At 72.2% G+C, this 24,659-nt stretch carries 26 protein-coding genes; 12 read left to right on the forward strand and 14 right to left on the reverse strand.

Annotated elements, in window-relative coordinates:
- Nucleotides 1-564 precede the first annotated feature (564 nt).
- From dnaK to AB5J87_RS18885, 4 genes are read left to right on the forward strand one after another with little or no spacing between them, the layout of a single operon-like run.
- Nucleotides 565-2,418, forward strand: a complete 1,854-nt coding sequence (gene dnaK, locus AB5J87_RS18870; RefSeq protein WP_369377969.1) for a molecular chaperone DnaK — start codon at nt 565-567, stop codon at nt 2,416-2,418.
- The gene (gene grpE / locus AB5J87_RS18875; protein ID WP_369377970.1) at nt 2,418-3,071 is read left to right on the forward strand and encodes a nucleotide exchange factor GrpE; all 654 of its coding nucleotides are present in this window, start codon (nt 2,418-2,420) and stop codon (nt 3,069-3,071) included. Before dnaK ends, grpE begins: the two co-directional genes overlap by 1 nt.
- A gap of 45 nt (nt 3,072-3,116) precedes the next feature.
- Nucleotides 3,117-4,298, forward strand: coding sequence for a molecular chaperone DnaJ (dnaJ, locus tag AB5J87_RS18880; RefSeq protein WP_369377971.1), 1,182 nt, complete (start codon nt 3,117-3,119; stop codon nt 4,296-4,298).
- Nucleotide 4,299: 1 nt separating this feature from the next.
- Nucleotides 4,300-4,746: a helix-turn-helix domain-containing protein gene (locus tag AB5J87_RS18885; RefSeq protein ID WP_369377972.1), complete on the forward strand. Its 447-nt coding sequence runs from the start codon at nt 4,300-4,302 to the stop codon at nt 4,744-4,746.
- 144 nt (nt 4,747-4,890) lie between these two features.
- Here AB5J87_RS18885 and AB5J87_RS18890 read toward each other — a convergent pair whose 3' ends face one another.
- The 4 genes from AB5J87_RS18890 to AB5J87_RS18905 all read right to left on the reverse strand — a co-directional run bounded on the left by AB5J87_RS18890 (nt 4,891) and on the right by AB5J87_RS18905 (nt 7,453).
- Nucleotides 4,891-6,360 carry a heme peroxidase family protein gene (locus tag AB5J87_RS18890; RefSeq protein WP_369377973.1) on the reverse strand — a complete coding sequence of 490 codons (1,470 nt, stop codon included), beginning with the start codon at nt 6,358-6,360 and terminating at the stop codon, nt 4,891-4,893.
- Between the two features lie 148 nt (nt 6,361-6,508).
- On the reverse strand, nt 6,509-6,766 hold the full coding sequence (locus AB5J87_RS18895) for a hypothetical protein (protein ID WP_369377975.1): 258 nt from the start codon (nt 6,764-6,766) through the stop codon (nt 6,509-6,511).
- On the reverse strand, nt 6,760-6,942 hold the full coding sequence (locus AB5J87_RS18900) for a hypothetical protein (RefSeq protein ID WP_369377976.1): 183 nt from the start codon (nt 6,940-6,942) through the stop codon (nt 6,760-6,762). Before AB5J87_RS18900 ends, AB5J87_RS18895 begins: the two co-directional genes overlap by 7 nt.
- 64 nt (nt 6,943-7,006) lie before the next feature.
- Nucleotides 7,007-7,453, reverse strand: coding sequence for a hypothetical protein (locus tag AB5J87_RS18905; protein WP_369377977.1), 447 nt, complete (start codon nt 7,451-7,453; stop codon nt 7,007-7,009).
- 128 nt (nt 7,454-7,581) lie between these two features.
- On the opposite strand from AB5J87_RS18905, the gene AB5J87_RS18910 reads away from it, so the two are divergent.
- A complete protein-coding gene (locus AB5J87_RS18910) occupies nt 7,582-8,457 on the forward strand; it encodes a sigma-70 family RNA polymerase sigma factor (RefSeq protein ID WP_369383582.1) in 876 nt (291 codons plus the stop codon).
- Nucleotides 8,458-8,646: 189 nt separating this feature from the next.
- Here the strand turns inward: AB5J87_RS18910 and AB5J87_RS18915 are convergent, their stop codons facing one another.
- The 5 genes from AB5J87_RS18915 to AB5J87_RS18935 all read right to left on the reverse strand — a co-directional run bounded on the left by AB5J87_RS18915 (nt 8,647) and on the right by AB5J87_RS18935 (nt 13,163).
- Nucleotides 8,647-9,906, reverse strand: a complete 1,260-nt coding sequence (locus AB5J87_RS18915) for a lactonase family protein (RefSeq protein ID WP_369377978.1) — start codon at nt 9,904-9,906, stop codon at nt 8,647-8,649.
- 174 nt (nt 9,907-10,080) lie between these two features.
- Complete coding sequence (locus AB5J87_RS18920) at nt 10,081-11,511, reverse strand: hypothetical protein (protein ID WP_369377979.1); 1,431 nt, start codon at nt 11,509-11,511, stop codon at nt 10,081-10,083.
- A gap of 3 nt (nt 11,512-11,514) precedes the next feature.
- A complete protein-coding gene (locus AB5J87_RS18925) occupies nt 11,515-12,057 on the reverse strand; it encodes a hypothetical protein (protein ID WP_369377981.1) in 543 nt (180 codons plus the stop codon).
- 360 nt (nt 12,058-12,417) lie between these two features.
- Nucleotides 12,418-12,612, reverse strand: a complete 195-nt coding sequence (locus AB5J87_RS18930; RefSeq protein WP_369377982.1) for a helix-turn-helix domain-containing protein — start codon at nt 12,610-12,612, stop codon at nt 12,418-12,420.
- Nucleotides 12,609-13,163 (reverse strand): hypothetical protein, encoded by a 555-nt coding sequence (locus AB5J87_RS18935; protein ID WP_369377983.1) that lies wholly within the window; start codon nt 13,161-13,163, stop codon nt 12,609-12,611. Before AB5J87_RS18935 ends, AB5J87_RS18930 begins: the two co-directional genes overlap by 4 nt.
- Before the next feature lie 565 nt (nt 13,164-13,728).
- On the opposite strand from AB5J87_RS18935, the gene AB5J87_RS18940 reads away from it, so the two are divergent.
- Together AB5J87_RS18940 and AB5J87_RS18945 are read left to right on the forward strand one after the other, a co-directional pair.
- A complete protein-coding gene (locus AB5J87_RS18940; protein ID WP_369383583.1) occupies nt 13,729-14,106 on the forward strand; it encodes a helix-turn-helix domain-containing protein in 378 nt (125 codons plus the stop codon).
- A 25-nt stretch (nt 14,107-14,131) separates the two neighbouring features.
- Nucleotides 14,132-14,638, forward strand: a complete 507-nt coding sequence (locus AB5J87_RS18945) for a hypothetical protein (protein WP_369377984.1) — start codon at nt 14,132-14,134, stop codon at nt 14,636-14,638.
- A gap of 87 nt (nt 14,639-14,725) precedes the next feature.
- On the opposite strand, the gene AB5J87_RS18950 is transcribed toward AB5J87_RS18945, so the two are convergent.
- Both AB5J87_RS18950 and AB5J87_RS18955 read right to left on the reverse strand, forming a co-directional pair.
- Nucleotides 14,726-15,226 carry a hypothetical protein gene (locus tag AB5J87_RS18950; protein WP_369377985.1) on the reverse strand — a complete coding sequence of 167 codons (501 nt, stop codon included), beginning with the start codon at nt 15,224-15,226 and terminating at the stop codon, nt 14,726-14,728.
- On the reverse strand, nt 15,223-16,149 hold the full coding sequence (locus AB5J87_RS18955; RefSeq protein WP_369377986.1) for a helix-turn-helix transcriptional regulator: 927 nt from the start codon (nt 16,147-16,149) through the stop codon (nt 15,223-15,225). The genes AB5J87_RS18950 and AB5J87_RS18955 overlap by 4 nt, the downstream gene beginning before the upstream one ends.
- Nucleotides 16,150-16,541: 392 nt before the next feature.
- Between AB5J87_RS18955 and AB5J87_RS18960 the strand changes: the two genes are divergently transcribed.
- Nucleotides 16,542-16,862, forward strand: a complete 321-nt coding sequence (locus AB5J87_RS18960; RefSeq protein ID WP_283142738.1) for a (2Fe-2S)-binding protein — start codon at nt 16,542-16,544, stop codon at nt 16,860-16,862.
- Nucleotides 16,863-17,008: 146 nt separating this feature from the next.
- Here AB5J87_RS18960 and AB5J87_RS18965 read toward each other — a convergent pair whose 3' ends face one another.
- Entirely contained in the window at nt 17,009-17,437 is a 429-nt protein-coding gene (locus AB5J87_RS18965) for a pyridoxamine 5'-phosphate oxidase family protein (RefSeq protein WP_369377987.1), read from the reverse strand.
- 201 nt (nt 17,438-17,638) lie between these two features.
- Here AB5J87_RS18965 and clpB point away from each other — a divergent pair, with 201 nt between their 5' ends.
- Both clpB and AB5J87_RS18975 read left to right on the forward strand, forming a co-directional pair.
- A complete protein-coding gene (gene clpB, locus AB5J87_RS18970) occupies nt 17,639-20,236 on the forward strand; it encodes an ATP-dependent chaperone ClpB (protein ID WP_369377988.1) in 2,598 nt (865 codons plus the stop codon).
- A gap of 132 nt (nt 20,237-20,368) precedes the next feature.
- Complete coding sequence (locus tag AB5J87_RS18975) at nt 20,369-20,911, forward strand: YbjN domain-containing protein (RefSeq protein WP_369377989.1); 543 nt, start codon at nt 20,369-20,371, stop codon at nt 20,909-20,911.
- Nucleotides 20,912-20,929: 18 nt separating this feature from the next.
- Here the strand turns inward: AB5J87_RS18975 and AB5J87_RS18980 are convergent, their stop codons facing one another.
- Together AB5J87_RS18980 and AB5J87_RS18985 are read right to left on the reverse strand one after the other, a co-directional pair.
- Nucleotides 20,930-21,985 carry a hypothetical protein gene (locus AB5J87_RS18980; protein ID WP_369377990.1) on the reverse strand — a complete coding sequence of 352 codons (1,056 nt, stop codon included), beginning with the start codon at nt 21,983-21,985 and terminating at the stop codon, nt 20,930-20,932.
- A 192-nt stretch (nt 21,986-22,177) separates the two neighbouring features.
- The gene (locus tag AB5J87_RS18985) at nt 22,178-23,380 is read right to left on the reverse strand and encodes a pyridoxal phosphate-dependent aminotransferase (RefSeq protein WP_369377992.1); all 1,203 of its coding nucleotides are present in this window, start codon (nt 23,378-23,380) and stop codon (nt 22,178-22,180) included.
- A 98-nt stretch (nt 23,381-23,478) separates the two neighbouring features.
- On the opposite strand from AB5J87_RS18985, the gene AB5J87_RS18990 reads away from it, so the two are divergent.
- A complete protein-coding gene (locus tag AB5J87_RS18990; RefSeq protein ID WP_369377993.1) occupies nt 23,479-23,775 on the forward strand; it encodes a hypothetical protein in 297 nt (98 codons plus the stop codon).
- Between the two features lie 310 nt (nt 23,776-24,085).
- Nucleotides 24,086-24,610, forward strand: a complete 525-nt coding sequence (locus tag AB5J87_RS18995) for a DUF2617 family protein (RefSeq protein WP_369377995.1) — start codon at nt 24,086-24,088, stop codon at nt 24,608-24,610.
- Nucleotides 24,611-24,659: the final 49 nt, after the last annotated feature.

A 24,659-nucleotide genomic window follows, 5' to 3' on the forward strand; every position in this document is an offset into this window, starting at 1 on the left:
GAGCTAGACCATGCCTGACCAGCGGAAATCAAGCGATGATGTTCGGTTGAGATACGGCTTCTAAAGCGTGGGGCTGAGCTGGGGGCTTTGGCTGCCGGGGCATTCCTAGGGGCGTGGGGCGGCCGAAACGATCGGCTCAGGCACCGACTTTTCAGGGGCGCGGGGAACTGCGCGACCGGCCACGCACGGTCTGCGGTCGAAGTCGGGTTTGGGGGCGCGGGGAACTGCGCGATCAGGCCAGCACGGTCCGCAGGCGAAGTCCCTGCCTGGAAGGGGCGCGGGGAACTGCGCGAGCAAGCCAGCACGGTTCGCAGGCAGCCGGACCCCCAGGGGCGCGGGGAACTGCGCGACAAGCCCCCGCCGGCCCGCAGGCGAACGTACTTCTAGGGGTGCGAGGAGCGGCTGCGGGGCGCGCGTGATGTAGCGCACCCCGTTGAGTATCCGCAGGTCACGCGTTCGCGCACACTAAAGTTGAGTCGGGGCGACTCAGTTCTGTTGACCGCGTGGGATGGATCGTGCATCCTTGAGTCAGTTCCACTCAAGTAGTCAGTTGGAGGAATCAAAATGGCACGTGCGGTCGGCATCGACCTGGGCACGACTAACTCCGTCGTCAGCGTTCTCGAAGGCGGCGAGCCCACCGTCATCACCAACGCAGAGGGCGCCAGGACCACGCCGTCCGTCGTCGCCTTCGCCAAGAACGGCGAGGTCCTCGTCGGTGAGGTCGCCAAGCGGCAGGCCGTCACCAACGTCGACCGGACCATCCGCTCGGTCAAGCGCCACATGGGCACCGACTGGAAGATCGACCTCGACGGCAAGACCTTCAACCCGCAGCAGATGAGCGCCTTCATCCTGCAGAAGCTGAAGCGCGACGCCGAGGCGTACCTGGGCGAGAAGGTGACCGACGCGGTCATCACCGTCCCGGCGTACTTCAACGACTCCGAGCGTCAGGCGACGAAGGAGGCCGGTGAGATCGCGGGCCTCAACGTCCTGCGTATTGTCAATGAGCCGACCGCGGCCGCCCTGGCCTACGGGCTCGACAAGGACGACCAGACCATTCTCGTCTTCGACCTCGGTGGCGGCACCTTCGACGTGTCCCTCCTGGAGATCGGCGACGGCGTCGTCGAGGTGAAGGCCACCAACGGCGACAACCACCTCGGTGGCGACGACTGGGACCAGCGCGTCGTCGACTACCTGGTGAAGCAGTTCCACTCCGGCCACGGCGTGGACCTGAGCAAGGACAAGATGGCGCTCCAGCGCCTGCGCGAGGCCGCCGAGAAGGCGAAGATCGAGCTGTCCTCGTCCACCGAGACCTCGATCAACCTGCCGTACATCACGGCGTCCGCCGAGGGCCCGCTGCACCTGGACGAGAAGCTGACGCGCGCCCAGTTCCAGCAGCTGACCGCGGACCTGCTGGAGCGCTGCAAGCACCCGTTCCACAACGTCATCAAGGACGCGGGCATCCAGCTCTCCGAGATCGACCACGTCGTTCTCGTCGGCGGCTCCACCCGTATGCCGGCCGTGGCCGAGCTGGTGCGCGAGCTGACCGGCGGCAAGGACGCCAACAAGGGCGTCAACCCGGACGAGGTCGTCGCCATCGGCGCCGCCCTGCAGGCCGGTGTCCTCAAGGGTGAGGTCAAGGACGTCCTGCTCCTCGACGTGACCCCGCTGTCCCTCGGCATCGAGACCAAGGGCGGCATCATGACCAAGCTCATCGAGCGGAACACCACGATTCCGACGAAGCGCTCCGAGATCTTCACGACGGCCGAGGACAACCAGCCGTCCGTGCAGATCCAGGTCTACCAGGGCGAGCGCGAGATCGCGGCGTACAACAAGAAGCTCGGCATGTTCGAGCTGACCGGTCTGCCGCCGGCCCCGCGCGGCGTGCCGCAGATCGAGGTCGCCTTCGACATCGACGCCAACGGCATCATGCACGTGACCGCGAAGGACCTGGGCACGGGCAAGGAGCAGAAGATGACCGTCACCGGCGGCTCCTCGCTGCCGAAGGACGAGGTCAACCGCATGCGCGAGGAGGCCGAGCAGTACGCGGAGGAGGACCACCGCCGCCGCGAGGCCGCCGAGTCCCGCAACCAGGGCGAGCAGCTCGTCTACCAGACCGAGAAGTTCCTCAAGGACAACGAGGACAAGGTCCCGGGCGAGGTCAAGACCGAGGTCGAGACCGCGGTGACCGAGCTCAAGGAGAAGCTGAAGGGCGAGGACACCGCGGAGATCCGCACCGCGACCGAGAAGCTCGCGGCCGTCTCCCAGAAGCTCGGCCAGGCGATGTACGCCGACGCCCAGGCCGCTCAGGGCGCGCCGGGTGCCGAGGGCGCCCAGCAGGCCAAGGCCGAGGACGACGTGGTCGACGCCGAGATCGTCGACGACGAGAAGCCGGGCGACGCGAAGGGCGGCGCGGCCTGATGTCTGAGGAGACCCCGGGCTTCGAGGAGAAGCCCGACGTCCCCTCCGGCGCACAGGAAGACGCCGAGCCGAAGGCCGCCGACTCCGCCAAGGCGGAGAAGGCGGCCCCGGCCGGGGACGCAGCCAAGGACATCGCTCTGCAGGCGCAGCTGGACCAGGCCCAGACGGCGCTCACCGAGCGCACCGCGGACCTCCAGCGCCTCCAGGCGGAGTACCAGAACTACCGCCGCCGCGTGGAGCGCGACCGCGTCACGGTCAAGGAGATCGCGGTCGCGGGCCTGCTCACCGAGCTGCTGCCGGTGCTCGACGACATCGGCCGGGCCCGTGAGCACGGCGAGTTGACCGGCGGCTTCAAGTCGGTGGCCGAGTCCCTGGAGACGGTCGCCGCGAAGATGGGCCTGCAGCAGTTCGGCAAGGAGGGCGAGCCCTTCGACCCGACGGTCCACGAGGCCCTGATGCACAGCTACGCGCCGGACGTCACCGAGACGACCTGCGTGGCCATCCTCCAGCCCGGGTACCGGATCGGCGAGCGTACGATCCGTCCCGCGCGGGTCGCCGTCGCCGAGCCCCAGCCGGGCGCGGCGAAGGAGGGCAAGGAAGGCAAGGAAGGCAAGCCGGCCGACGAGGAGAGCGGTGGCCCGGACAAGGGCTGACGCAGCGGTCGTGGATGAAGTGGTCGCCCGGGAGGAGGGACGTCGATGAGCACGAAGGACTTCGTCGAGAAGGACTACTACAAGGTTCTCGGCGTCCCCAAGGACGCCACCGAGGCCGAGATCAAGAAGGCGTACCGCAAGCTCGCGCGCGAGTTCCACCCGGACGCCAACAAGGGTGACGCCAAGGCGGAGGAGCGCTTCAAGGAGATCTCCGAGGCCAACGACATCCTCGGCGACCCCAAGAAGCGCAAGGAGTACGACGAGGCGCGCGCCCTGTTCGGCAACGGCGGCTTCCGGGCCGGTCCCGGGGCCGGCGGCGGCAGCTTCAACTTCGACCTGGGCGACCTCTTCGGGGGCGCCCAGGGCGGGGCGGGCGGTGGCGGCGGCTTCGGCGGCGGCCTGGGCGACGTCTTCGGCGGTCTCTTCAACCGGGGCGGCGCGGGCCCGGGCACCCGGACGCAGCCGCGCCGGGGCCAGGACCTGGAGTCCGAGGTGACGCTGAGCTTCACCGAGGCGGTCGACGGGGCCACGGTCCCGATCCGGCTCTCCAGCCAGGCCCCGTGCAAGGCGTGTTCGGGCACCGGCGACAAGAACGGCACGCCCCGGGTGTGCCCGACCTGCGTCGGCACCGGCCAGGTCTCGCGCGGTACGGGCGGCGGCTTCTCGCTGACCGACCCGTGCGTGGACTGCAAGGGCCGCGGACTGATCGCGGAGAACCCGTGCGACGTCTGCAAGGGCAGCGGGCGGGCCAAGTCGTCCCGGACCATGCAGGTCAGGATTCCGGCGGGCGTCTTCGATGGCCAGCGGATCCGGCTGCGCGGCAAGGGCGCGGCGGGCGAGCGCGGCGGCCCGGCGGGCGACCTCTATGTGGTGGTGCACGTCGACGGCCACTCGGTCTTCGGCCGCAAGGACGACAACCTCACGGTCACCGTGCCCGTCACCTTCGTGGAGGCGGCGCTGGGCGGCGAGGTGAAGGTGCCCACCCTGGGCGGGCCCCCGGTCACCCTGAAGCTGCCCGCCGGCACGCCCAACGGCCGTACGATGCGGGCCCGCGGCAAGGGTGCGGTCCGCAAGGACGGCTCGCGCGGCGATCTGCTGGTCACCGTCGAGGTGCTGGTCCCCACCGACCTCGGCGACAAGGCGCGGGAGGCCCTGGAGGCGTACCGCGAGGCGACTGCGGACACCGATCCGCGGGCAGAACTGTTCCAGGCCGCGAAGGGAGCATGAGATGGACGGCCGACGACGCAATCCGTACGAACTGACCGACGAATCGCCGGTGTACGTCATCTCGGTCGCCGCTCAGCTCTCCGGTCTGCACCCGCAGACCCTCCGGCAGTACGACCGGCTCGGCCTGGTCTCGCCCGACCGCACGGCCGGGCGCGGCCGGCGCTACTCGGCCCGTGACATCGAACTGCTGCGCAACGTGCAGCAGTTGTCGCAGGACGAGGGCATCAACCTGGCCGGCATCAAGCGCATCATCGAGCTGGAGAACCAGGTGGCCGCGCTCCAGCAGCGCGTCGCCGAGCTCTCGGCGGCGGTGGACGGGGCAGCCGCCGCGATGCAGCAGCGCGAGGCCCAGGTGCACGCCTCCTACCGGCGCGACCTCGTGCCCTACACGGATGTGCAGCACACCAGCGCGCTGGTGGTGTGGCGGCCCAAGCGGCCGTCGGAGTAGGCCGCGAGACGGCGAGCCGCAAGGCGACGAGCAGGACGCGTCAACGCGAGAAGGGCCCGCGACCCCGTGGAGGGGGCGCGGGCCCTTCTGTCGTGCGCGGCGGTCCGGGGGCGGTGGCCCCGCCGGTCGGCCGTCGGCCCTTCGTCAGTCCTTGATCGAGCCCGCCAGGTACAGCAGGTCCGTCATCTCGAACCGGCCGGGCGTCTCGCCGAGCGTGGGCCGCCAGGCCGGGAAGACCTGGTGGTACGAGGAGGGGGTGGCCTTCAGCAGGCCCACCACGGTCTCGCCGATGATCCGGCTGCCGACCGGCCCGAAGTGGCGCCCCCGGGCGCGGACTTCGGCCTCCTTGAGGATGTAGTACCAGAGGTAGCTGGGCTCGGCCGTGCCCAGCTCGGCCTCGGTGAGCGGGGTGTCCCCGATGGCGCGGGCCACGTCCTGGCCGGACGGCAGCCCCACCGTCTCGCTGCGCAGCAGGTTGCGCACCGCCAGCGAGGCGACCGGCCGGGCCAGCGCGCCCGGCTTGGCGCCCGGCACCGCGCTGACCGGCAGGTCGAGCAGCTGGGTGTTGATGCTGCCCTGGACGCGCCGGGTGGTCTGCGGCTTCAGCGAGCGCGAGACGTCGAAGAAGAACCGCCAGTCGATGGCGTGCTCGGGCAGCACCGGGCCGCCGCGCAGGTCGACGCGGGGGGAGGCGGGGGCGTCCGGGTTGTCCGGGAAGAGCTTGCCGGAGAACCGCTCGTTGATGCGGTAGCTGGAGCGGATGGTCGAGTGGAAGGCGCGGAAGCCCGCCGCCGAGAACTCGACCGGGATGACGGGGCGTTCGCCCGCGTCGAAGAAGCGCGGCCCGTTGTCGACGATGTCGCTCAGCACGGCCGGGTCCAGGAAGTTCGGCAGGAACTCGTGGAGCACGATCCACTGGTAGTGCCACTGCACCAGCCGCTTGGCGGACGCGTGCAGGTCCTCGTAGTAGTTGTCGACGTCCAGCAACTGGTCGAGGGTGGCGCCCGGTTGCTGGGTCGGGGGCTCGTCGGCGGGCTTGGGCGGCAGCGTACGGCCGAAGGCGTCGGTGATCTGCCCCTGGGCCAGCAGATCGGTGACCCGGTTGTGGAACTTGATCATCTGGAGGTGGAGCTGGGCGAGCAGCATGTTCTCGTCGTTGCGCGGGTCGCCGATGCGGGCCACGTCGCCGTCGATGCGGGCGAAGTCGGCGCCGTTGGGGTTCACCGCGAGCTTGCCCTGGGGCGAGCCGTCGTAGAGGTGGCGGCTGACGACGGGACCGGCGCCGTAGACGGAGTCCATGTCCAGGCGGGGGGTGCGGAAGTCGGTGAGGGAGGCGGGCTCCGCGCGTCCGCCGAGCACGGAGAGGACGTCCAGGGTCAGGTCGTGGTCGATGAACTGGCCGAGGAAGGTGAAGCCGGCCGGGACCTCCGGGTGGAGCTGGCCGTCGGAGGTCTGCCCGCCGTCGACGAGGCCGCCGGGGGCGCCGTAGCGCAGGGCGAGCGGCAGACCGGTGGCCTTGCGCGGCGGCAGGTTCGGGAACATGCGGACGAAGTCGCCGCTGGTGGCGTTGGCGCCGGCGTGGGCGCAGGGGGTGCTGCCGTGGGTCGCGGACATGGTGGATCGCTCCTCAAGTGGACGTGGTGCGCGGGGTGTTGCCAGGTGTGTGGTGGCGGCGCGGGATCCAGTGGCCGGTACCGGGGTCTTCGGTGGCGGCGCCGAGGGGTCGGTGGCCGGTGCCGGGTCTTCGGTGGTGGCGCGCGGTTCAGTGGCCGGTGCCCTGCCAGATGCTCAGTGCGAGCGCGGCGCAGGAGGTGAGGGCGGCGATCGCGGGCAGCGGCCAGCGTCCGCGCTCCAGGGCGTCGAGCCGCCCGTCGTGCTCGCCGAGCGTCTTGTCGGTCTGGTCGGCGCGCTGGAGCAGCAGCGCCAGATCGCCCCGGGTGGTGGCGAAGCCGACCTCCACCGCGCGCCGCAGCCGCTCCAGTTCGATGGCGACCCCTTCGGCCTGGCCGCTGTTCACCATGACGCCTCCCTCGTGGGTGCGGCGGGGACCCGGGGCCGCTCGCGGCCGGTCCGGCGGGGGCCGGTGCCGCGCGGGGTCCCCTCGGGGTGGGCGCGGCGGTGGTGGGTGCGGCGGTGGCCGGCGGGGCCCCCGGCCCGTGGCGCACGGGCCGGGGCGGCGGTCGGGGAGGTGCGCATGGGGTGCCTTCCTGGGGTGGCGGTCAGCGGCCTTGCGGCGGCGCGGACAGGGGCAGGTGCCGGATCAGCACGGCGAGGCGGCGCGAGGAGAGCGTGCCGCGGTACCAGTCCAGGAGGTCGACGCCGTAGTGGCGCAGGAGTTCGGCTTCCAGCGCCTCGGCGTTGGCGTCCACGTACACGCCGAGGCGCAGCCTTCCCCCGGGCCGAGCCCGGTGTCCCGGCCGTGGGCCGTGAGGATCTCCTGGACGTCGTACGGGGAGGGGCGGTGGCGGCGCAGCCGGGCGCTCTGCTCCTCGCCGAGGAGGAGGTCGAGGGCGGCGCCGGCGTCGTCCCCGGCGGCCCGCAGCCTGCGGGCGGCGTCCCGGCTCAGCTCGCGGGGCAGCTCGAAGAGTTCGCCGCCCAGCTCGAAGGCCCAGCCGCGGTCGAACGCCTCCAGCCGCTGGGCGCGGGCGGCGTCGACCCGGGTGACGGACGGGACGCGGGAGGGTGGCGAGTGGGGGGACACGGTCATGGGACCTCCGCCAAATGCGATGATCTGCAAGGGAGTTGGGAGAAAAAGCGGCGTACCCGAGGAACGGTGCAGCGGATACAGTCGGGTTCACCTCTACGGCTGAGGCAGGGGAAGAAGTGACCGTGAACGTGGACGAGGGCGAACGGCTCGCGGAGCGGTTCGAGGCCAACCGCACCCATCTGCGGGCCGTCGCCTACCGGATACTCGGCTCGCTGAGCGAGGCGGACGACGCCGTTCAGGAGGCGTGGCTGCGGCTCAGCCGGACCGACGCCCGCGAAGTGAAGAACCTCGGCGGCTGGCTCACCACCGTGGTGGGCCGGGTCTGCCTCGACATGCTGCGCTCGCGCGACTCGCGCCGCGAGCTGCTCTACGACGAACCCGTGCCGCGCCCCGCGCACATCCACGAGGAGCCGGGCGGCCCCGAGCACGAGGTGCTGCTGGTGGACTCGGTGGGGCTGGCCATGCTGGTCGTCCTCAACACCCTGGCGCCCGCCGAGCGGATCGCCTTCGTCCTGCACGACATGTTCATGGTGCCGTTCGACGAGATAGCGGCCGTGGTGGGCCGCTCCACGGTGGCCACCCGGCAGCTGGCGAGCCGGGCGCGGCGCCGGGTGCAGGAGTCGGCGCCGGTGCCGGACGCGGATCTGGCCCGCCAGAAGGAAGTGGTGGACGCCTTCTTCGCCGCCTCGCGCGCGGGCGACTTCGACGCGCTCCTCGAACTGCTCGACCCCGATGTGGTGGTGCGGGCCGACCGCGCGACCGTGGAGGTCGGCGCGCTGGGCGAGGTGCGCGGGGCACTGGCGGTGGCGGGCACGTTCAAGGGGCGCGCCCAGACGGCCCAACTGGCCCTGGTGGACGGTGCGGTGGGCGCGGTGTGGGCGCCCGGCGGCGCGCTCAAGGTGGTCATCGGGTTCACGCTGGAGGGGGACCGGATCACCGGGATCACCCTGCGGGCGGACCCGGACCGGCTGCGCCGTCTGGACCTGGCGGTGCTGGCGGCGTAGCCGTGCGCGGGGCGGGCGGTGGCCCACGGGCGGCGTTCGCGGGACGCCCGTGGACCACCTGTTCAATGGGCCCGACCGCTCGGCCTGTCGCGCGGCCGGTTCACCCGGCCCGCCCGCTCGGCCGGCCGGGTGCCCGGTCTGGGCGCTCGGCCGTGCCCGGATTCACCCAGTGGTCCGCGCAGCCAGGGCTCAGATGGCCACCAGCCCCTCCGAGCCCGGCGCCAGGCCGCCCATGCTCGGGGCCAGGATGCCGGTGGAGACGACCCGGGGCGGGTCGTCCTGGACGCCGAAGCCGCGCAGCGGGGTGAGCCCGCCCGCCGCCTCGATGCGCCAGGCGCCGATGGACATCTTGTTGCTGTACGGGGTGTTCTCCGCGTAGTTGGGGAGCCGGGGGTCGGCGATCTTCTCGTCGAACCCGGCCACGATCACGTACAGGTACAGCCCGTCCTCGCTGATCGCCATGTCCTGGGTGGCGTGCTGGTCGCGCGAGGTGGCGAGGTGGCCGTCCGGCGGGAAGAGCGTGAGCCGGCCGGTGGCGTCGATGCGGTACCCGGAGATGGTGCCGCTCTGCGCGCTGGCCGCGTAGATGACGGTCGGGTCGAGGGTGCTGTTGGCCGTCCAGCAGGTGGTGGCCTCGGTGGTGTCGACCGAGCCGCTGATCACCTGGAGGGTGCCGTCCCGGTTGACCCGGTACGTGGACATCGAGCCCAGGAAGTTGTGCCCGCCGACGATCTCGGTGACCAGCAGGAAGTCGCCGTGGAAGGTGGCGGAGAAGGGCGCGGGGCCGTGCGAGTCGTTGCGCACCGGGGCACCGGCCCGGCCGTAGGCGTCGACGGGGAAGACGTCGAGTGCGTTGAGCTGGCGTTCGGTGGCGACCAGCTGGGTGCCGTCGGGCGTGAAGGTGATCTGCGACGGGGCCGAGTCGGGACCGCCGGAGAGGTACTGGCGGGAGCCGTCGACCGGGGTGAGCACGCCGTCGTCGCCGACGGTGAACCCGGCGATGGAGGCGTCCGCCGAGTTCGCCACGTACAGCAGGTTGCCGTGCACGGTGAGGCTGACCGGGCGCAGGCCGCCGGAGGGGACCCGGCTGACCGGGCGGAGCCGGTCGCCCTCGATGGCCAGCGAGGAGACCTCGTTGCTGCCCGCGTCCACGCCGAACAGGAACCGCTTGTCCGCGCTGATGATCAGCGAGCCCTGGGAGACCAGCGGGTCGGAGGCGTCCTCCAGGTCGTAGCTGCGGCCGATGCCGAGGCCGCCGGTGGGGTAGGTGCCCTTGCGGGTCAGACCGCCGTAGATGTCGCGGGCGAAGACCGTCACGGAGTTGCCGGTCTCCTGGTTGCTCATGACGTACACGAAGCCGCCGCGCGCGGTCGCGGGCGGGTTCGGGTCGTCGCCGGGGTGACCGGATCCGAGCTCGGTCACCGCTTCGGGCGTCCCAGTGGTTTCCATGATGATGTCCTTCGTCGTGCCGGACTGGCCGGCCTGGATGGCGAAAGGCGCGCCCGTGGGCGCGCCGCAGTGCGGCCCGGGGGGCCGTTTCGGGGAGGGTGCGCGAATTCGCGCGGGATGCACGGGAGTTCGGGCCGGAGCCGTATTCCCCAATGACGCTTCGGGGTCTTTCGGCTAGGCGGCGGGACCGGCGGCGCGGGCGGCCGTCAGACCGTGCGCGGCGATGTCGTCGGCGATGTCGAGACCGAGCCGTACTCCGCCGATGTTCTTGCTGAGGTCGATCTCGCCGGAGGCGTCGGGAATCCAGCCGTCGTAATTCCAGTGCACTCCGAGGAATACCCGGCTGATGCTGTTCTCCTTGATCATTTCCCAGAGTCCGCCGGGGAACCGCCGCACCACCCGGGTGCGGGCGACGCCATTGGTGTCGGTGCTGACGCCGTCGAGTTCGTCCGAGACGAATTCCAGCCCGGCGGCCAGGTTGTCCGGGCGGTGGGCGCCCTGGCGGTAGAAGTGCCGCACGCTCTGGAAGGCCGCCGAGCCGATGGTGGCGTGGCCCGAGGGGTACGAAGGGAACTGCGGGGTGCGGTTGACCTTGCCGCCCGGGTTGTTGGTGTTCGGCGCGCCCAGCGGCAGCCACTCGGGGTCGGCGTCCGGCCCGAGCAGCTCGGCGCCGGTCCCGGCCGGCCCCGCCGAGGCGTCGTGCTCGCGCACGCCCACCACCGGGCGCCACAGGTCGTAGACGTACTTGTCGTACCAGGCCAGGATGGCCGCGTCCGCCATGGCCGCGTTGACCAGCGCGAACAGCCGGGCGTTCTTGGCGGTGTCGTTGTGCTGCGCGTCGGCGACCCTGCGGACGATCTGGTTGTAGAGCCGGGGCGGCGTGCCCAGGCCCTTGACCCCGTCGTACGCCCAGAACATGCCCTTGGCGGTCTCGTCCTGGGTGCGCCGCGCGCCCCGGAGCGCCTCGGGCAGGGCGCCCATCAGATGCGTCGCCACGCCCTTGGCGCGGACCTGGCGCAGCGCGCTCTCGTACAGCGCCGTGCCGGGCTGCGGGGGCGGCGCCAGGTGGTGGCGGGTGGTCGCCGCGAACAGGTGGGAGTGGGCGCCGTAGTACGCCGCGTACACCGGCTGGGCGGGGTCGACCGGGTCGGGGCGGTGGTGGAGCCGGTCCACCGAGTACACATAGCCGTCGTCGCCCAGGCCCGGGTCGCCGCGGCGCAGGGCGAGCAGGGCCCCGGCGACCGCCAGCCCGAAGGCGTGGCCGTCGCCGTTGGCCTGGCCCGCGGCCAGCCCGGCCGCCCGGTGCCGGTCGTTGAAGTAGTCGCGCTGGGCGGGGTAGAGGGCGTTGAGGGCGGAGTGCGCGGCGGCGGCGACCGCCGCGTCCGAGGAGGCGCCGACGGCGGCCCGGGGCAGCGAGGTGCCCAGGTAGCAGTCGTGGCCGGGGTGGATGCCGAAGTAGGCGTCGTGCATGGCCAGGTGCACGATCGCCAGCGCACGGCTGGCGCCGCACGGGCCGCGCGAGCCGGCTTCGGCGGGCGCGCCCGTGGTGTGGGTGGTGCGGTCGGCCTCCAGGGCGACCGCGTTCCAGTACAGGATCTGATCCACGCGTCAGGTTCCTTTCACAAGGCCCCCCGAGGTGCTGGTGGTGACTTCGGCGGGGCTTTCGTCCGCCGGGCGGTGGCGGACGGGCGGGGCGGTGGCGCGGGCCGTGGTCGCGAGGACCAGGCCGGCGGCGAGCAGGACCACGTCCTTGAGCACGTACTGGCCCTCCAGCGTCGGCATGTGGTGGGGGCCGCCGAACATGCGGCCGGGCACCACCACGAGCGGGGTGAGGATGCCGACGAGGTGGATCAGGAGGAGGGCGGTCGTCGGGCGCATCCACCGCCCGATGATCAGCAGCACCCCGATGACGCACTCCAGCGTCGCGACGCAGTCCATCGCGGCCGTCCCGGACACCAGGTGCGGCACCAGGCCGAGGGTGAGCCGGTGCAGCGTGGCGACCACGAGGCCCTGGGCCGGACTCAGGTCCGGGAAGTACTTGAGGAATCCGAAGGAAAGCAGCACCGCGCCCATGCAGAGGCGCAGTACGGAAATGCAGTGGCGCACGAGCCATGGGTGAATGCGGGCCTCTTTGCCGTCCGTACGTGCCATTTCCACGCTCCTTGTGTGGTCGCCTGTACGAATCGCTTCGAAGCGGTGCGACAAGGTACTCAAGGAGTGCGGTGGCGTCGACGGTGGGCGTGATGGCGGGGTGGCTAACGCGCCAGGATGTGCAACTGCGGTATTCCGACGTTGGATTGGTGAATTCCGATCTTCGTCGGACCGCCCCATGCGAAACGGCAGACCCGTCGCCCGCTGTGGGCGCGGCTCTGCCGCTGCTCCAAGTGTGATCCCGGTGCGGGAAATCCGCAACTCGTCTTTCCCCAGGGGTCTTTGGGGCCACTGCGACGGCATGGGAAATGGCCCCACCCCGATACGGGTGAGGCCATGGGGAGAAGGGGGCGGGGCGGGCTACGCCGTGTTCCGGCCGGGGACCCGGTGGGCCGAGCGTTCGGCGGCGAACACGTCCTCCAGCCGGTAGAGCAGCCGCCTGCCCTGCCGGCCCGCCGACTTCAGATGTCCCAGCTGGACCCACTTGCGGATGGTGGCGGGCGAGACGTCGACCTCGGCGGCGGCGAGTTCGCCCGGGATCAGGTACGTGCTCATGACGCGTCCTCCAGTGATGTCTCCACCACATGGCGGCAGACCGGGTTCACGCAGAGCACCGCGCCCCGCTCCGGGAAGATGCGCAGCGAGACCGAGGCGCACGCCGGGCAGCGTCCGCCGACCCGGATCATCTGCTCGGGGTCGCCCAGCTCGCGGGCGCAGCGCCGGGCCATCCGGCGGGTCTCGTCGGTGAGGTGCGCGGCGAGGTCGGGCAGCGCTCTTACGTACGCGATGAGTTGGGCCAGGCGGCGCAGGCGGGCCACCACGGGGGCCGGGGCCGGTGGGCGCAGGCCGAGCCGTTCGCGTACGGCCTCCTCCAGCTCGACCACGCCGTCGGTGATGTCCCGGACGGCGTCGGAGATGTGCAGCCGGATCGGGGCGGTCGCCGAGGGGCCGGTGCCGCGCCGCTCGCGCGGGCCGCCGGCGGCCGGGGCGAGTTCGGCGAGGAGCTGGGGGAAGCGGCGGGCCAGCGACTCCAGCCAGATCAGGTCCTCGGGGACGGCGGCGGGGGGCGTCGCGGCGGAGGCGGTCCGCGCGGCCGGGGCGTTCATCGCCGCGCCTGCCGGACCTCGCGTCCGTTGCGCCAGAGCCGGCCGCCGCTCACCCCGTCGAACCAGGTGTGCGCGGGGTCGACGACGCGCTCGCACTCCGTCCGGATCGGGCATTGATTGCACGCTCGCAATACCGGCTCGGCTTCGGCGGGGATACGGGTGAAGACCGAGCGTTGGGGCAGATTCACGCAGGCGGCGGCCCTGCGCCAGTCCGGACCTTCATCCGCCGGGCGGGATAAGTCCGAGGTCAGAGGTGTTTTTGGAGTAATCGTCCGTGCAGGCACGTGCAAACCCCTCCCCACGTATGGGAACGCGTGTTCGGCAAATGGCGAACGCGTGATCAGGGTGACACGGTGCGTGCGCGTACGCAAGCGAATCATGCGTGCGAGCGCGCATCCAGCTGTCCGCGAGGGCCCCGGCGGTACGCTGTCCCGCGACGAGGGAGAGCGACCACATGGGTTCGAGCGCACGGGCCGGGGCCCGCAACGAGCAGGGATACCGGGGCGACGGCGGCCGGGGCCACGCGGACGGCCTGGAGGAGTTCGCCGCCTGGATCGAGCGCCTGATGCGGCTGCGGCAGTACGACATCGACAGCCCGCGAGGCGGCGGCAAGTCCAAGCTCGCCGACGACGCCGGGGTGCACCGGGCCGCCGTCAGCAGGCTGCTGCAGCGCCAGAGCATGCCCGACCTGGAGACGATGCGCCGCCTCGCGGGCGTGCTGGGCGTACCGCTGCGGGACATGCTCATCCGGTCGGGACGGCTCTCCGAGGACGATCTGCCGGTTGCGGCGGGCCGTGGCGGGCAGGACGAGGGTCCGGGGCCGCTCACTCCCGAGGAGGCGGCCGTGCGCATGGGCGTGCCCCCGGAGCTGCGGGAGCTCTTCGCGCGGGTGACGCGGGCGTTCCTGCCGGACGGCGGCGGGGGCACCGGCCCGCACGGGTGACCGGAGGCGCGGAAGGGGGCGGGGCATGGGGGACGGCGACACCGGCGGGTCCCAACCGGACCGGCTGGCGCACCTGTTGGGCGGCCTGCTGATCGAGCTGGGCGAGAAGGTCCGGCGGGCCGGGATCGACGGCGTGCGCATCCTCACCGACGACGAGCTCCAGTGCGAGCAGCTGCGCTGGTTCCGGGAGGGCTGGGAGGAGGCGGAGGTGAGCCGCCGCGCGGCGGCGCGCGCCACCGCCCCGGAGGAGGACCCGGCGCCCTACGGCACCGCGCCGGACCGGTACGGGGACGAGTCCCGGGGCCGTGCGGCGGCCGGGCACCCCGACGACGACCGGCCGCTCGCCCCCGGGCGGCTGCTGCAGTTCCCGCACGCGCCCGACGGCCGGGGCGGCCATCCCCTGCCGATCGTCGGCACCGGCCAGACGCGCGGCAAGGACCTGATGCCGCACCGGCCCCGGGGCCGCCCGCGCCCCCGGCCCGCCGACCCGGGCGACGACCCGGACCCGCCGGGCAGCCACCCGCACGTGTGAGCCGGGCGCGGCGGCCGGGGCCCCGGGCCCCGGCGGCGCGGGGCCGGTCCCTCGCGTACGGAGCCGGGCGCCGGGGGAACCGCACCCTCACGGAGAGAGCAGGTCCGTGCCGATGTCGATCGCGGTCACCCACATCGGCTGCGCGCCCGTGCCGAACCCGGCGGCCAGCGCGTACCCCAGCGACACGTCCAGCGGCAGCACCTTGGCGCCCTCGCGCCAGTCCGCCGTCACGCGCCCGTCGCCGTCGCAGGTGAGCGATCCGAGCCGGCGTCCGTCCCGGAGCAGCCGGCTGGTCGCCAGCGAGTCGGGGATCAGCCGGTAGGCGCCGCCGTCGCAGCGCACGTCGACGCGGTAGGAGCGCCGGGACAGCCGTCCCTTGGGGAGGGTGAGCCCGGCGGCCCCGCCGTCGAGGGTGAGCGCCAGCCGGGCGGCGTCCCGGGTGCCGACGGGCGTGTGGTCGTCCGCCCGGCCGCCGGTGCGGCGCAGCACGACGGCGGGCAGGCCCTCGCCGTGGACGGTGACGGTGCCCGTGTCCGGGTCGTACGCGACGGTGGGCTCCTCGGGAACGAGGCCGGGCAGAGCGCTCAACTCTCCTGCTCCAGAATCCCCGACTGGGCGATGAGGTAGCCGAGCTGGGCCCGGCTGCCGCTGCCGAGCGCCGCGTTCAGCTTGGCGATGTGGGCGCGGCAGGTCCGTACGTTCATGCCGAGCCGCCGTGCGATCGAGTCGTCGACGTGCCCCTCGACCAGGAGTTTGGCGATGGCGCGCTGGACGCCGGTGATCCCCTCGGCCTTGGCGGCGTACGGGACCTCCTCCTCCCACGGCACCCCGTGCAGCCAGAACTGGTCGAAGACGCCGACCAGATACTGCACCAGGCCCTCGTGGCGCAGCTCCAGGGCCACCCTGCGGTCGCTGCGGGCGGGGATGAAGGCGACCCGGCGGTCGACGACGATCAGCCGGTCGATGATCTCCTCCAGCGTCCGCACCTCCAGCCCGTACGGCGCGATGCGCTCCACGTAGCCGATCGTCGCCGAGTGGTGGCGGGCGGTGTGCTGGTAGAGCGTGCGCATGTCCACGCCCCGGTCGAGCAGCGGCCGGACCCGGCGCAGACCGGACTCGATGACCTCGGGTCTGCGCCCGCTGCCGGGCTGGATGGTCAGCAGCTCCTTGGTGCACTCGTCGATGACCCGGTCCAGGGTCGTGTTGATGAGTTCGAGGCCCTCCAGGACGGTGATGGCGTTGGTGATCGCCGCGTCCTGGCCGGTGATGCCCATGAACGGCTCGAAAGTGCTGGTGAGCTGCATGGACAGCTTCCTGCGCTCATGGATCTCCCGTTCGAGGGGCTGCACGAGCTGGTTCAGGACGACCGAGGGAGGGACCGGACGCAGCTGCTCCGCGTCGTCCGCGTCGGGCCGCAGCAGTGCGAGATCGATGAGACAGGGAGCGGCCTGGGCTTCCGTGCGAGTGATTCCGCCGGTACGCAACGCGGTGGCGTAGAGGGTCTTGCCCATCTCGCACAGGTCTGTAGGACCATGGCTATGTCCGAAGTGCCCCTGATACAACCGGATTACACCCCCCTCATACTCCTGAATTACAGGAACATGATGCCTGGCCTCGCTGGTGGAAGCGCTCAGAGTGAGCCATCGTCTTATCCGCGGGGGGAGGGAATGATCATAAAGAGGTGGAGATCGGCCATGAGCAGGATGGTTCGAGCACTCAGCGCTGTAGCCGTCGTGGCGGCTGCTTTCGGCGCTCTCGCCGTCAGCGGGGAACCGACGTGGGACCAGAAGCCCTCCCGGGGCGTGGTCGCCGTGGATCCCACGTGGGACAGCAGTCCGGCGACTCGAGTCCTGGCGTCTCCAGGTGAGCCCACCTGGGACAGCGCGCCCATGGGTGCAAGCGCATGAGCCTCCCGCCGGACGACCGGGTCTTCCGGCGCGAGATGGCCACGGCCTACCGCTCGGGGTGGCACTTCATCGACCTCGTCACGGCGATACCGCATCGTGGCGATTCGTTGATGGTCACCCTGTTCGGCGAGCCGATCCTGGTCGCGCGTGAGGACGACGAGGACGTACGCGCGTACCGGTGCCTGCGCCGGCCGCGCGGTGCGCCGCAGCCGATTCGCTGTGCCGTGCGCTACGGCATGGTGTTCGTCAACCTGGACCAGCGAGATCACCAACTGTTCGACCCCGAGTCGTCTACCGCCACCCCCCGCAGTGCCTGAAGCGATTCCCCCGTCGTTGTAAATCGCTCAGGCGCTTCCCCCACACAGCGGCGCCATCGTGGACCTGAACACGGTGGCGCCGCTGTGCTGCGTCCGCAAGACCGCCTCGGCGCGGGCCGGCCCGCGCGAGCCCCGCGCCGGGCCGCTCAGCCCTTGCCCATCGCCCGGTCCAGGACGATCTCGATCACCACGCGCTCCGGGTTCTCGCGCGGGATCCGCCCGTACCGCTCGGCGTACCGCGCCACCGCGTCCGCGATCCGCTCCGGCTCCGTACGGACGAAGGCCCGGCCCTCCAGGGTCGCCCAGCGGCGCCCCTCCATCTGGCAGACCGCGACCCGGGCGCCGTCCTCCCCGGCCGCCCGCACATGGGCGGCCTTGCGGCTCCTGCCGTTGGTGATGACCCGGGCGAGCCCCGCCTCCGGGTCGTAGGTGACGCCCACCGGCACCAGGTGCGGGGTGCCGTCCGGGCGGATCGTCGTCAGCGTGCACAAGTGCCGCTCGCGCCAGAAGCTGAGGTAGGACTCGTCCGGCTGCCGGACGTCCACCGGGGTACGCGGTGTGGTGCTCGTGGTCATGGGCCGAAACATACGCCGTGCCGGACCCGGTGCCGGACCCCGTCCCGGTGCCGGATCCTTTCCCGTACCGGGGGCCCGCGGACCTGGCCTCCCCACCTTGAGCGGAATAGACTCAACTTTATGTACGCTGGACGGGTCATGGACTTCTGAATCCGGGACCGCCGGGTTCGGCACCCGCACGCCGAGGAGGAGAGACCGCACGTGGACGCCGAGCTGACCAACAAGAGCCGGGACGCGATCAACGCGGCGAGCAACCGCGCCGTGTCCGACGGGCACCCCGACCTGACGCCCGCGCACCTGCTGCTCGCGCTGCTCACGGGCGAGGAGAACGAGAACATCGTCGACCTGCTCGCCGCCGTCGACGCCGACCAGGCCGCCGTGCGGGCGGGCGCCCAGCGGCTGCTCGCCGCGCTGCCCAGCGTGACCGGCTCCACGGTCGCCCCGCCGCAGCCCAACCGCGAACTGCTCGCCGTCATCGCCGACGCCGCGCAGCGCGCCAAGGAGCTCGGCGACGACTACCTCTCCACCGAACACCTGCTCATCGGCCTCGCCGCCAAGGGCGGCCAGGCCGGCGAACTGCTCGCGGAGCAGGGCGCGACGGCGAAGAAGCTCCTTGGGGCATTCGAGACAGTACGAGGAGGACGGCGGGTGACCACCCCCGACCCGGAGGGCCAGTACAAGGCCCTGGAGAAGTTCGGCACGGACTTCACGGCCGCGGCCCGCGAGGGCAAGCTCGACCCGGTCATCGGCCGGGACCAGGAGATCCGCCGGGTGGTGCAGGTGCTCTCCCGGCGCACCAAGAACAACCCGGTGCTCATCGGCGAGCCCGGCGTCGGCAAGACGGCCGTCGTGGAGGGCCTGGCCCAGCGGATCGTGAAGGGCGACGTCCCCGAGTCGCTCAAGAACAAGCGGCTGGTCTCCCTCGACCTGGGGGCGATGGTCGCCGGGGCGAAGTACCGGGGCGAGTTCGAGGAGCGGCTGAAGACCGTCCTCGCGGAGATCAAGTCGAGCGACGGCCAGATCGTCACCTTCATCGACGAGCTGCACACCGTCGTCGGCGCGGGCGCCGGCGGGGACTCCGCGATGGACGCGGGCAACATGCTCAAGCCGATGCTGGCCCGCGGCGAGCTGCGGATGGTGGGCGCCACCACCCTCGACGAGTACCGCGAGCGCATCGAGAAGGACCCGGCCCTGGAGCGCCGCTTCCAGCAGGTGCTGGTCGCCGAGCCCACGGTCGAGGACACCATCGCGATCCTGCGCGGCCTCAAGGGCCGCTACGAGGCGCACCACAAGGTGCAGATCGCGGACAGCGCGCTGGTCGCCGCCGCCACCCTCTCCGACCGGTACATCACCTCCCGCTTCCTGCCCGACAAGGCGATCGACCTGGTCGACGAGGCCGCCTCCCGGCTGCGGATGGAGATCGACTCCTCGCCGCTGGAGATCGACGAGCTCCAGCGGTCGGTGGACCGGCTGCGCATGGAGGAGCTCGCCCTGTCCAAGGAGACGGACGCGGCGAGCAAGGAGCGGCTGGAGAAGATCCGCCGCGACCTCGCCGACAAGGAGGAGGAGCTGCGCGGTCTGACCGCCCGCTGGGAGAAGGAGAAGGAGGGCCTGAACCGGGTCGGTGAGCTCAAGGAGCGCCTCGACGACCTGCGCGGCCAGGCCGAGCGCGCCCAGCGCGACGGCGACTTCGACACCGCCTCCAAGCTGCTCTACGGCGAGATCCCGACGCTGGAGCGGGAGCTGGAGGAGGCGTCCGAGGCCGAGCAGGAGGCCGCCAAGGACACCATGGTCAAGGACGAGGTCGGCCCGGACGACATCGCGGACGTGGTCGGCTCCTGGACCGGCATCCCGGCCGGGCGCCTGCTGGAGGGCGAGACGCAGAAGCTGCTGCGCATGGAGGACGAGCTGGGCCGCCGTCTGATCGGCCAGGGCGAGGCGGTCCGGGCGGTGGCGGACGCGGTGCGCCGCACCCGCGCGGGCATCGCCGACCCCGACCGCCCCACCGGCTCGTTCCTCTTCCTGGGCCCGACGGGCGTGGGCAAGACCGAGCTGGCCAAGGCGCTCGCCGACTTCCTCTTCGACGACGAGCGGGCCATGGTCCGCATCGACATGTCGGAGTACGGCGAGAAGCACAGCGTGGCCCGGCTGGTCGGCGCCCCGCCCGGGTACGTGGGGTACGAGGAGGGCGGCCAGCTCACCGAGGCGGTCCGCCGCCGCCCGTACAGCGTGGTGCTGCTCGACGAGGTGGAGAAGGCGCACCCGGAGGTCTTCGACGTCCTGCTCCAGGTCCTCGACGACGGCCGCCTCACCGACGGCCAGGGCCGCACGGTCGACTTCCGCAACACCATCCTGATCCTCACCTCCAACCTGGGCAGCCAGTACCTGGTGGAGCCGACGACCTCGGAGGAGGAGAAGAAGCAGCAGGTCCTGGAGGTCGTACGGGCGTCCTTCAAGCCCGAGTTCCTCAACCGCCTGGACGACCTGGTGGTCTTCTCGGCGCTGAGCGGCGAGGAGCTGGCCCGCATCGCGGAGCTCCAGATCGCCCGCCTGGCCAAGCGCCTGGCCGACCGCCGTCTCGCCCTGGACGTCACCCCCGAGGCCCTGGCCTGGCTGGCGGACAAGGGCAACGACCCGGCGTACGGCGCCCGCCCGCTGCGCCGGCTGATCCAGACCGCCATCGGCGACCGCCTCGCCAAGGAGATCCTGGCGGGCGGGATCAAGGACGGCGACACGGTCCGGGTCGACCGCTTCGGCGACGACCTGATCGTGGGGGCGGCGACCGGGAAGAGCCTCTAGCCGGAAAAGGGTCCCCGGCCGGACCCGCGCGCCCGGATTCGGTCAGCCGTCAGCGGATACCCGTGGCGGGGGTTGCCAGCCCCCGCCCGGCATGGGGGAGGATGACCGGAACCGTACGAAGGAAGATTCACGATGAGCATCGACCCGTCCTCGATTCCGAATTTCGGGGCTCAGCCCGGCCCGCAGCCCACCGGTGGACCGGCCGGGCCCGTCGTACCCGACCAGGACCTGGTCAAGCAGCTCCTGGACCAGATGGAGCTCAAGTACGTGGTGGACGACGAGGGTGACCTCGCCGCGCCGTGGGAGGAGTTCCGCACGTACTTCATGTTCCGCGGCGAGGAGGACCAGCAGGTCTTCTCCGTGCGGACCTTCTACGACCGTCCCCACGGCATCGAGGACAAGCTCGCGCTGCTGGAGACCATCGACGACTGGAACCGCCGCACCCTGTGGCCCAAGGTCTACACGCACACCCACGACGACGGCGCCGTCCGGCTGATCGGTGAGGCGCAGATGCTCATCGGCACCGGCGTCAGCCTGGAGCACTTCGTGTCGTCGACCGTCAGCTGGGTCCGCGCCTCGATCGAGTTCGACAAGTGGCTCGTGGAGCAGCTCGGCCTGGAGAAGGACGTGGACGGCGCCGAGGGCGGCGACGAGGGCGACGCCCCGTCCGAGTGACCCGGCGCTGACCGCTCCTCACAGCGCCATCGGGGCCAGCGTCAGCAGGTACGCCCCGTACGCGAACGACAGCCCGGCCAGGGCCGCGGTCACCGTGACCGCGGGTCCCGGCCGGGCTTTCGTCAGTGCCGCCGCCAGCGGCAGCAGCAGGGGGAAGGCCGGGAGCAGGAACCGGGGCTTGGACTCGAAGAAGCCGGAGCCGCCGACGGCGATCAGGACCAGCACCGCCGTGTAGACGAGCAGCGGCAGCGGCGGGCGCTCCAGCAGGAACAGCGCGAACAGCAGCAGCGCCGCCGCCGTGATCAGGAACGCCATCGTGTAGCCGAGGTCGAAGGGCCCGGTGGCCAGTTTCCGCACGAAGCGCAGCGAGCCGCGGCCGAAGTCGAAGCGGGACGTCCAGGCGGCCTGCACGGCGAAGTAGCCGTGCAGCGGATCACCTTTTCGGACGCCGACCGACAGGACGTATCCGCACCAGCCGAGCGGCGCCGCCGCCCCGGCCGCCCACACCCGCCAGTCCCGCCGTACGCCCGGCCCGCCGCGCCACAGGGCCGCCGCGGCGGCGACCGTGACCGCCGCCGCCACCGCGACCGCGTTCGGCCGCGAGAGGCCCGCCAGGGCCGCCAGGCCGCCCGCCCACAGCCAGCGCCGCTCCAGCACCGCCCACAGCGCCCAGGCGGCCAGCGCGGTCATCAGCGGCTCGGTGTACGCCATGGACAGCACGACGGAGTGCGGCAGCAGGGCCCACAGCAGCACCAGCGCGGTCGCGGTGCGGCGCCCGTACAGCCGCTCGCCGACCGCGTGGATCCCCCAGGCCGCGGCGAACGCCGCCGTCCAGGACACCAGTAGCCCGGCCGTGCCGCCCGCCACCGGCAGCGCCGTGCGCACCGCCCGCAGCAGGCTCGGGTAGAGCGGGAAGAACGCCAGGTCGCTCTGGACCACCCCGCTCGGCCAGTACAGGGTCCGCCCGTACCCGTTGGCCGCGATCTTGATGTACCAGTCGGCGTCCCACGCGGTGGCCAGCAGGGCGCGCGGGGAGCGCCCCAGGTGCCAGGACCAGCCCGCCAGGACGAGCACCCCGGTGAGCCGGGCGGCGGCGAACAGCCCGAGCGCGGGGGCCGCCCGGCGCAGTGCGGTCAGCCGGCGCGGCGCGGCCAGGGCGGCGCCGGAGCGGCGTACGAGAGCGGTGATCTCGGCGGACAGGGGGCACCTCCGGGCGCGCTCGGAGCCGTTCCCCGGGGCACCGGCGCGGGCCGTGCGGCCCGCGGGTCAGCCCGCGAGCGCCTTGAGCCGGGAGACGGCCTCTTCGATCACACTCTCCCTCTTGCAGAAGGCAAATCGGACGAAAGGCGCGCCCGCGTCCCGGTGGTCGTAGAAGACGGCGTTGGGGATCGCCACCACCCCGCACCGCTCCGGCAGCGCCCGGCAGAAGGCGAAGCCGTCGCCGCCGTGCGAGAGCTCCGGGCCCAGCGGGCGGATGTCGGTGGTGACGAAGTAGGTGCCGGCCGGCCGGTAGACCGCGAACCCGGCCGCCGCCAGGCCCGCGCCCAGCAGGTCCCGCTTGGCCCGCAGGTCCTCGCGGAGCGCGTCGAAGTAGCCGTCGGGCAGCCGCAGCGCCTCGGCGACGGCGTACTGGAAGGGCCCGGACGACACGTACGTCAGGAACTGCTTGGCCGACCGCACGGCCGTGACCAGCTCGGGCGCCGCCGTCACCCAGCCGACCTTCCAGCCGGTGAACGAGAACGTCTTGCCCGCCGAGCCGATGGTGACCGTGCGCCCGCGCATCCCCGGCAGCGTCGCGATCGGCACGTGGTCGCCGTCGAAGACCAGGTGCTCGTACACCTCGTCCGTCACCACCAGCAGGTCCCGCTCGCACGCCAGCTCGGCGACGGCGGTCAGCTCCTGGCGGGTCAGCACGGTCCCGGTCGGGTTGTGCGGGGTGTTGAGCAGGATGAGGCGGGTGCGCGGGGTGACGGCGGCCCGCAGCTCGTCGAGGTCCAGGACGTAGCGTCCGCCGTCGGGGCGCAGGGTGACCGGGACCCGGGTGCCGCCCGCCATCGCGACACAGGCGGCGTACGAGTCGTAGTACGGCTCCAGGGCGATCACCTCGTCGCCCGGCTCCACCAGCGCGAGCAGCGCCGCCGCGATCGCCTCGGTGGCGCCCGCCGTCACCAGCACCTCGCTCTCCGGGTCGTACACGAGCCCGTAGCGCCGCTCCTGGTGGTCGGCGATCGCGGCGCGCAGCTCGGGTACGCCCGGGCCCGGCGGGTACTGGTTGCCGCGCCCGTCCCGCAGGGCCCGCACGGCGGCCTCCCGGATCTCCTCGGGGCCGTCGGTGTCGGGGAAGCCCTGGCCCAGGTTGATGGCCCCGGTGCGGGCGGCGAGGGCGGACATCTCGGCGAAGATCGTGGTCCCGAACTCGGCGAGGCGGCGGTTGAGCGGAGGGCGCGCGCTGGAGGTCATGGCGGCCATCCTGCGCGCAACCTCTGGAGTTGCTCAAGTGTGCTTTCGCGCGCGGCGGCGGAGGGCATCCCCCGGTCACGCACGACGGAAGAAGGACGGTGGGGGAGATGGGATATGTCATCGCGGGGGCCGTGCTGGTCCTGATCTGGTGGGTCGTCGGCCGCCTGACCCGGGGCAGCAAGGCCCGGTGGCGGCGCGGGTGGTACGGGTCGGGCCCGGGCCGCAAGGGGGCGTCGGGCGCGTCGGGGACGTCCGCGTCCTCCTGGTGGGCCGGCGACAGCGGCGGCGGTGGCCACGGCCACCACGGCGGCCACTCCTGCGGGGGCGGCCACTCGTGCGGCGGCGGCCACTCCTCCTGCGGGGGCGGTTCGTCGTGCGGGGGCGGCGGCTGCGGTTCCAGCTGACACGGGGCAGCTGATTCCGTCCGCACGCCCGTAGTGAGCGCCCGGTGGGTGGACCCCCGCCGGGCGCCTTCATGCGCGCCCTCGGGTTGAACAGTTGAACCGTGTTGCATCCGAGGGGATGGAAACCCCGTCAAGTTGGGTAAAAACGCTGTGAGCGCCGCGCACTTCATGATTCCCTCGCTGTTGAGAAACGCAGCCCACGGACCCCCACCGGGCGGACCTGAGCAGGCGGTCCCCCCTTTCTGCGCACCGGTTCCGGGGTGACCCCGGTAGTCCACCCTCCACATGTGTGTTTTTGCGGAGCCCACCCATGCTCACGACTCTCAAGACCGTCTACACCGACACGCGTGCCAGCGACCTCGCCTGGGCGCTGGGCCGTGAACCCCTGCCCGCCCTGGCCGTCCTCGACCTCGAACTCTCCGGCGCCAAGCTCCAGTTGAGACTCCTCGGCGCCTCCCACCAAGTCCTCCTGGAGGAGGAGCAGGGCTCCTGTTCGGAGACCGTCGCCTGCATGCCCGGCAGCAGCACCCCCCTCCCCCTCGGCGTGGCGAAGCGCCTCGGGGAGTGGGAGTACGAGTTCGCGGCCCGGGTCGAGACGCTGTCCGGCGGTTCGTTCGCCGGGCGCGCCCAGGAGCTCCTCGCGCTCGTCGCGGACCACCCCAACGGCCTTGCAGGGACGTTTCCGGGCTCGCCGCACGCGTTCACCGCGATGCTCGCCCAGCGCTGCGAGGGCCAGGTGCGCTGGCGGACCTGGCACGCGTACCCGCAGGAGGGGCAGCTGGTCGTGACCCGTACGAGGGTCGGCGTCCGGATGACCGCCCCGGTCCCCCTCTGATCGCCACGCGCGGGTGCGTGCAGGTTAACGGGGGTGCACCGCCACTGCG

This window comes from Streptomyces sp. cg36 (genome assembly GCF_041080675.1).
Lineage (GTDB): Bacteria > Actinomycetota > Actinomycetes > Streptomycetales > Streptomycetaceae > Streptomyces.

What these genes read in the sequence shown, in the direction of transcription:
- dnaK (WP_369377969.1), top strand. Translation starts at nt 565, where the DNA reads ATGGCACGTGCGGTCGGCATCGACCTGGGCACGACTAACTCCGTCGTC.
- grpE (WP_369377970.1), top strand. Translation starts at nt 2,418, where the DNA reads ATGTCTGAGGAGACCCCGGGCTTCGAGGAGAAGCCCGACGTCCCCTCC.
- dnaJ (WP_369377971.1), top strand. Translation starts at nt 3,117, where the DNA reads ATGAGCACGAAGGACTTCGTCGAGAAGGACTACTACAAGGTTCTCGGC.
- AB5J87_RS18885 (WP_369377972.1), top strand. Translation starts at nt 4,300, where the DNA reads ATGGACGGCCGACGACGCAATCCGTACGAACTGACCGACGAATCGCCG.
- AB5J87_RS18890 (WP_369377973.1), bottom strand. Translation starts at nt 6,360, where the DNA reads ATGTCCGCGACCCACGGCAGCACCCCCTGCGCCCACGCCGGCGCCAAC.
- AB5J87_RS18895 (WP_369377975.1), bottom strand. Translation starts at nt 6,766, where the DNA reads ATGGTGAACAGCGGCCAGGCCGAAGGGGTCGCCATCGAACTGGAGCGG.
- AB5J87_RS18900 (WP_369377976.1), bottom strand. Translation starts at nt 6,942, where the DNA reads ATGCGCACCTCCCCGACCGCCGCCCCGGCCCGTGCGCCACGGGCCGGG.
- AB5J87_RS18905 (WP_369377977.1), bottom strand. Translation starts at nt 7,453, where the DNA reads ATGACCGTGTCCCCCCACTCGCCACCCTCCCGCGTCCCGTCCGTCACC.
- AB5J87_RS18915 (WP_369377978.1), bottom strand. Translation starts at nt 9,906, where the DNA reads ATGGAAACCACTGGGACGCCCGAAGCGGTGACCGAGCTCGGATCCGGT.
- AB5J87_RS18925 (WP_369377981.1), bottom strand. Translation starts at nt 12,057, where the DNA reads ATGGCACGTACGGACGGCAAAGAGGCCCGCATTCACCCATGGCTCGTG.
- AB5J87_RS18930 (WP_369377982.1), bottom strand. Translation starts at nt 12,612, where the DNA reads ATGAGCACGTACCTGATCCCGGGCGAACTCGCCGCCGCCGAGGTCGAC.
- AB5J87_RS18935 (WP_369377983.1), bottom strand. Translation starts at nt 13,163, where the DNA reads ATGAACGCCCCGGCCGCGCGGACCGCCTCCGCCGCGACGCCCCCCGCC.
- AB5J87_RS18940 (WP_369383583.1), top strand. Translation starts at nt 13,729, where the DNA reads ATGCGGCTGCGGCAGTACGACATCGACAGCCCGCGAGGCGGCGGCAAG.
- AB5J87_RS18945 (WP_369377984.1), top strand. Translation starts at nt 14,132, where the DNA reads ATGGGGGACGGCGACACCGGCGGGTCCCAACCGGACCGGCTGGCGCAC.
- AB5J87_RS18955 (WP_369377986.1), bottom strand. Translation starts at nt 16,149, where the DNA reads ATGGGCAAGACCCTCTACGCCACCGCGTTGCGTACCGGCGGAATCACT.
- AB5J87_RS18960 (WP_283142738.1), top strand. Translation starts at nt 16,542, where the DNA reads ATGAGCCTCCCGCCGGACGACCGGGTCTTCCGGCGCGAGATGGCCACG.
- AB5J87_RS18965 (WP_369377987.1), bottom strand. Translation starts at nt 17,437, where the DNA reads ATGACCACGAGCACCACACCGCGTACCCCGGTGGACGTCCGGCAGCCG.
- AB5J87_RS18975 (WP_369377989.1), top strand. Translation starts at nt 20,369, where the DNA reads ATGAGCATCGACCCGTCCTCGATTCCGAATTTCGGGGCTCAGCCCGGC.
- AB5J87_RS18985 (WP_369377992.1), bottom strand. Translation starts at nt 23,380, where the DNA reads ATGGCCGCCATGACCTCCAGCGCGCGCCCTCCGCTCAACCGCCGCCTC.
- AB5J87_RS18990 (WP_369377993.1), top strand. Translation starts at nt 23,479, where the DNA reads ATGGGATATGTCATCGCGGGGGCCGTGCTGGTCCTGATCTGGTGGGTC.
- AB5J87_RS18995 (WP_369377995.1), top strand. Translation starts at nt 24,086, where the DNA reads ATGCTCACGACTCTCAAGACCGTCTACACCGACACGCGTGCCAGCGAC.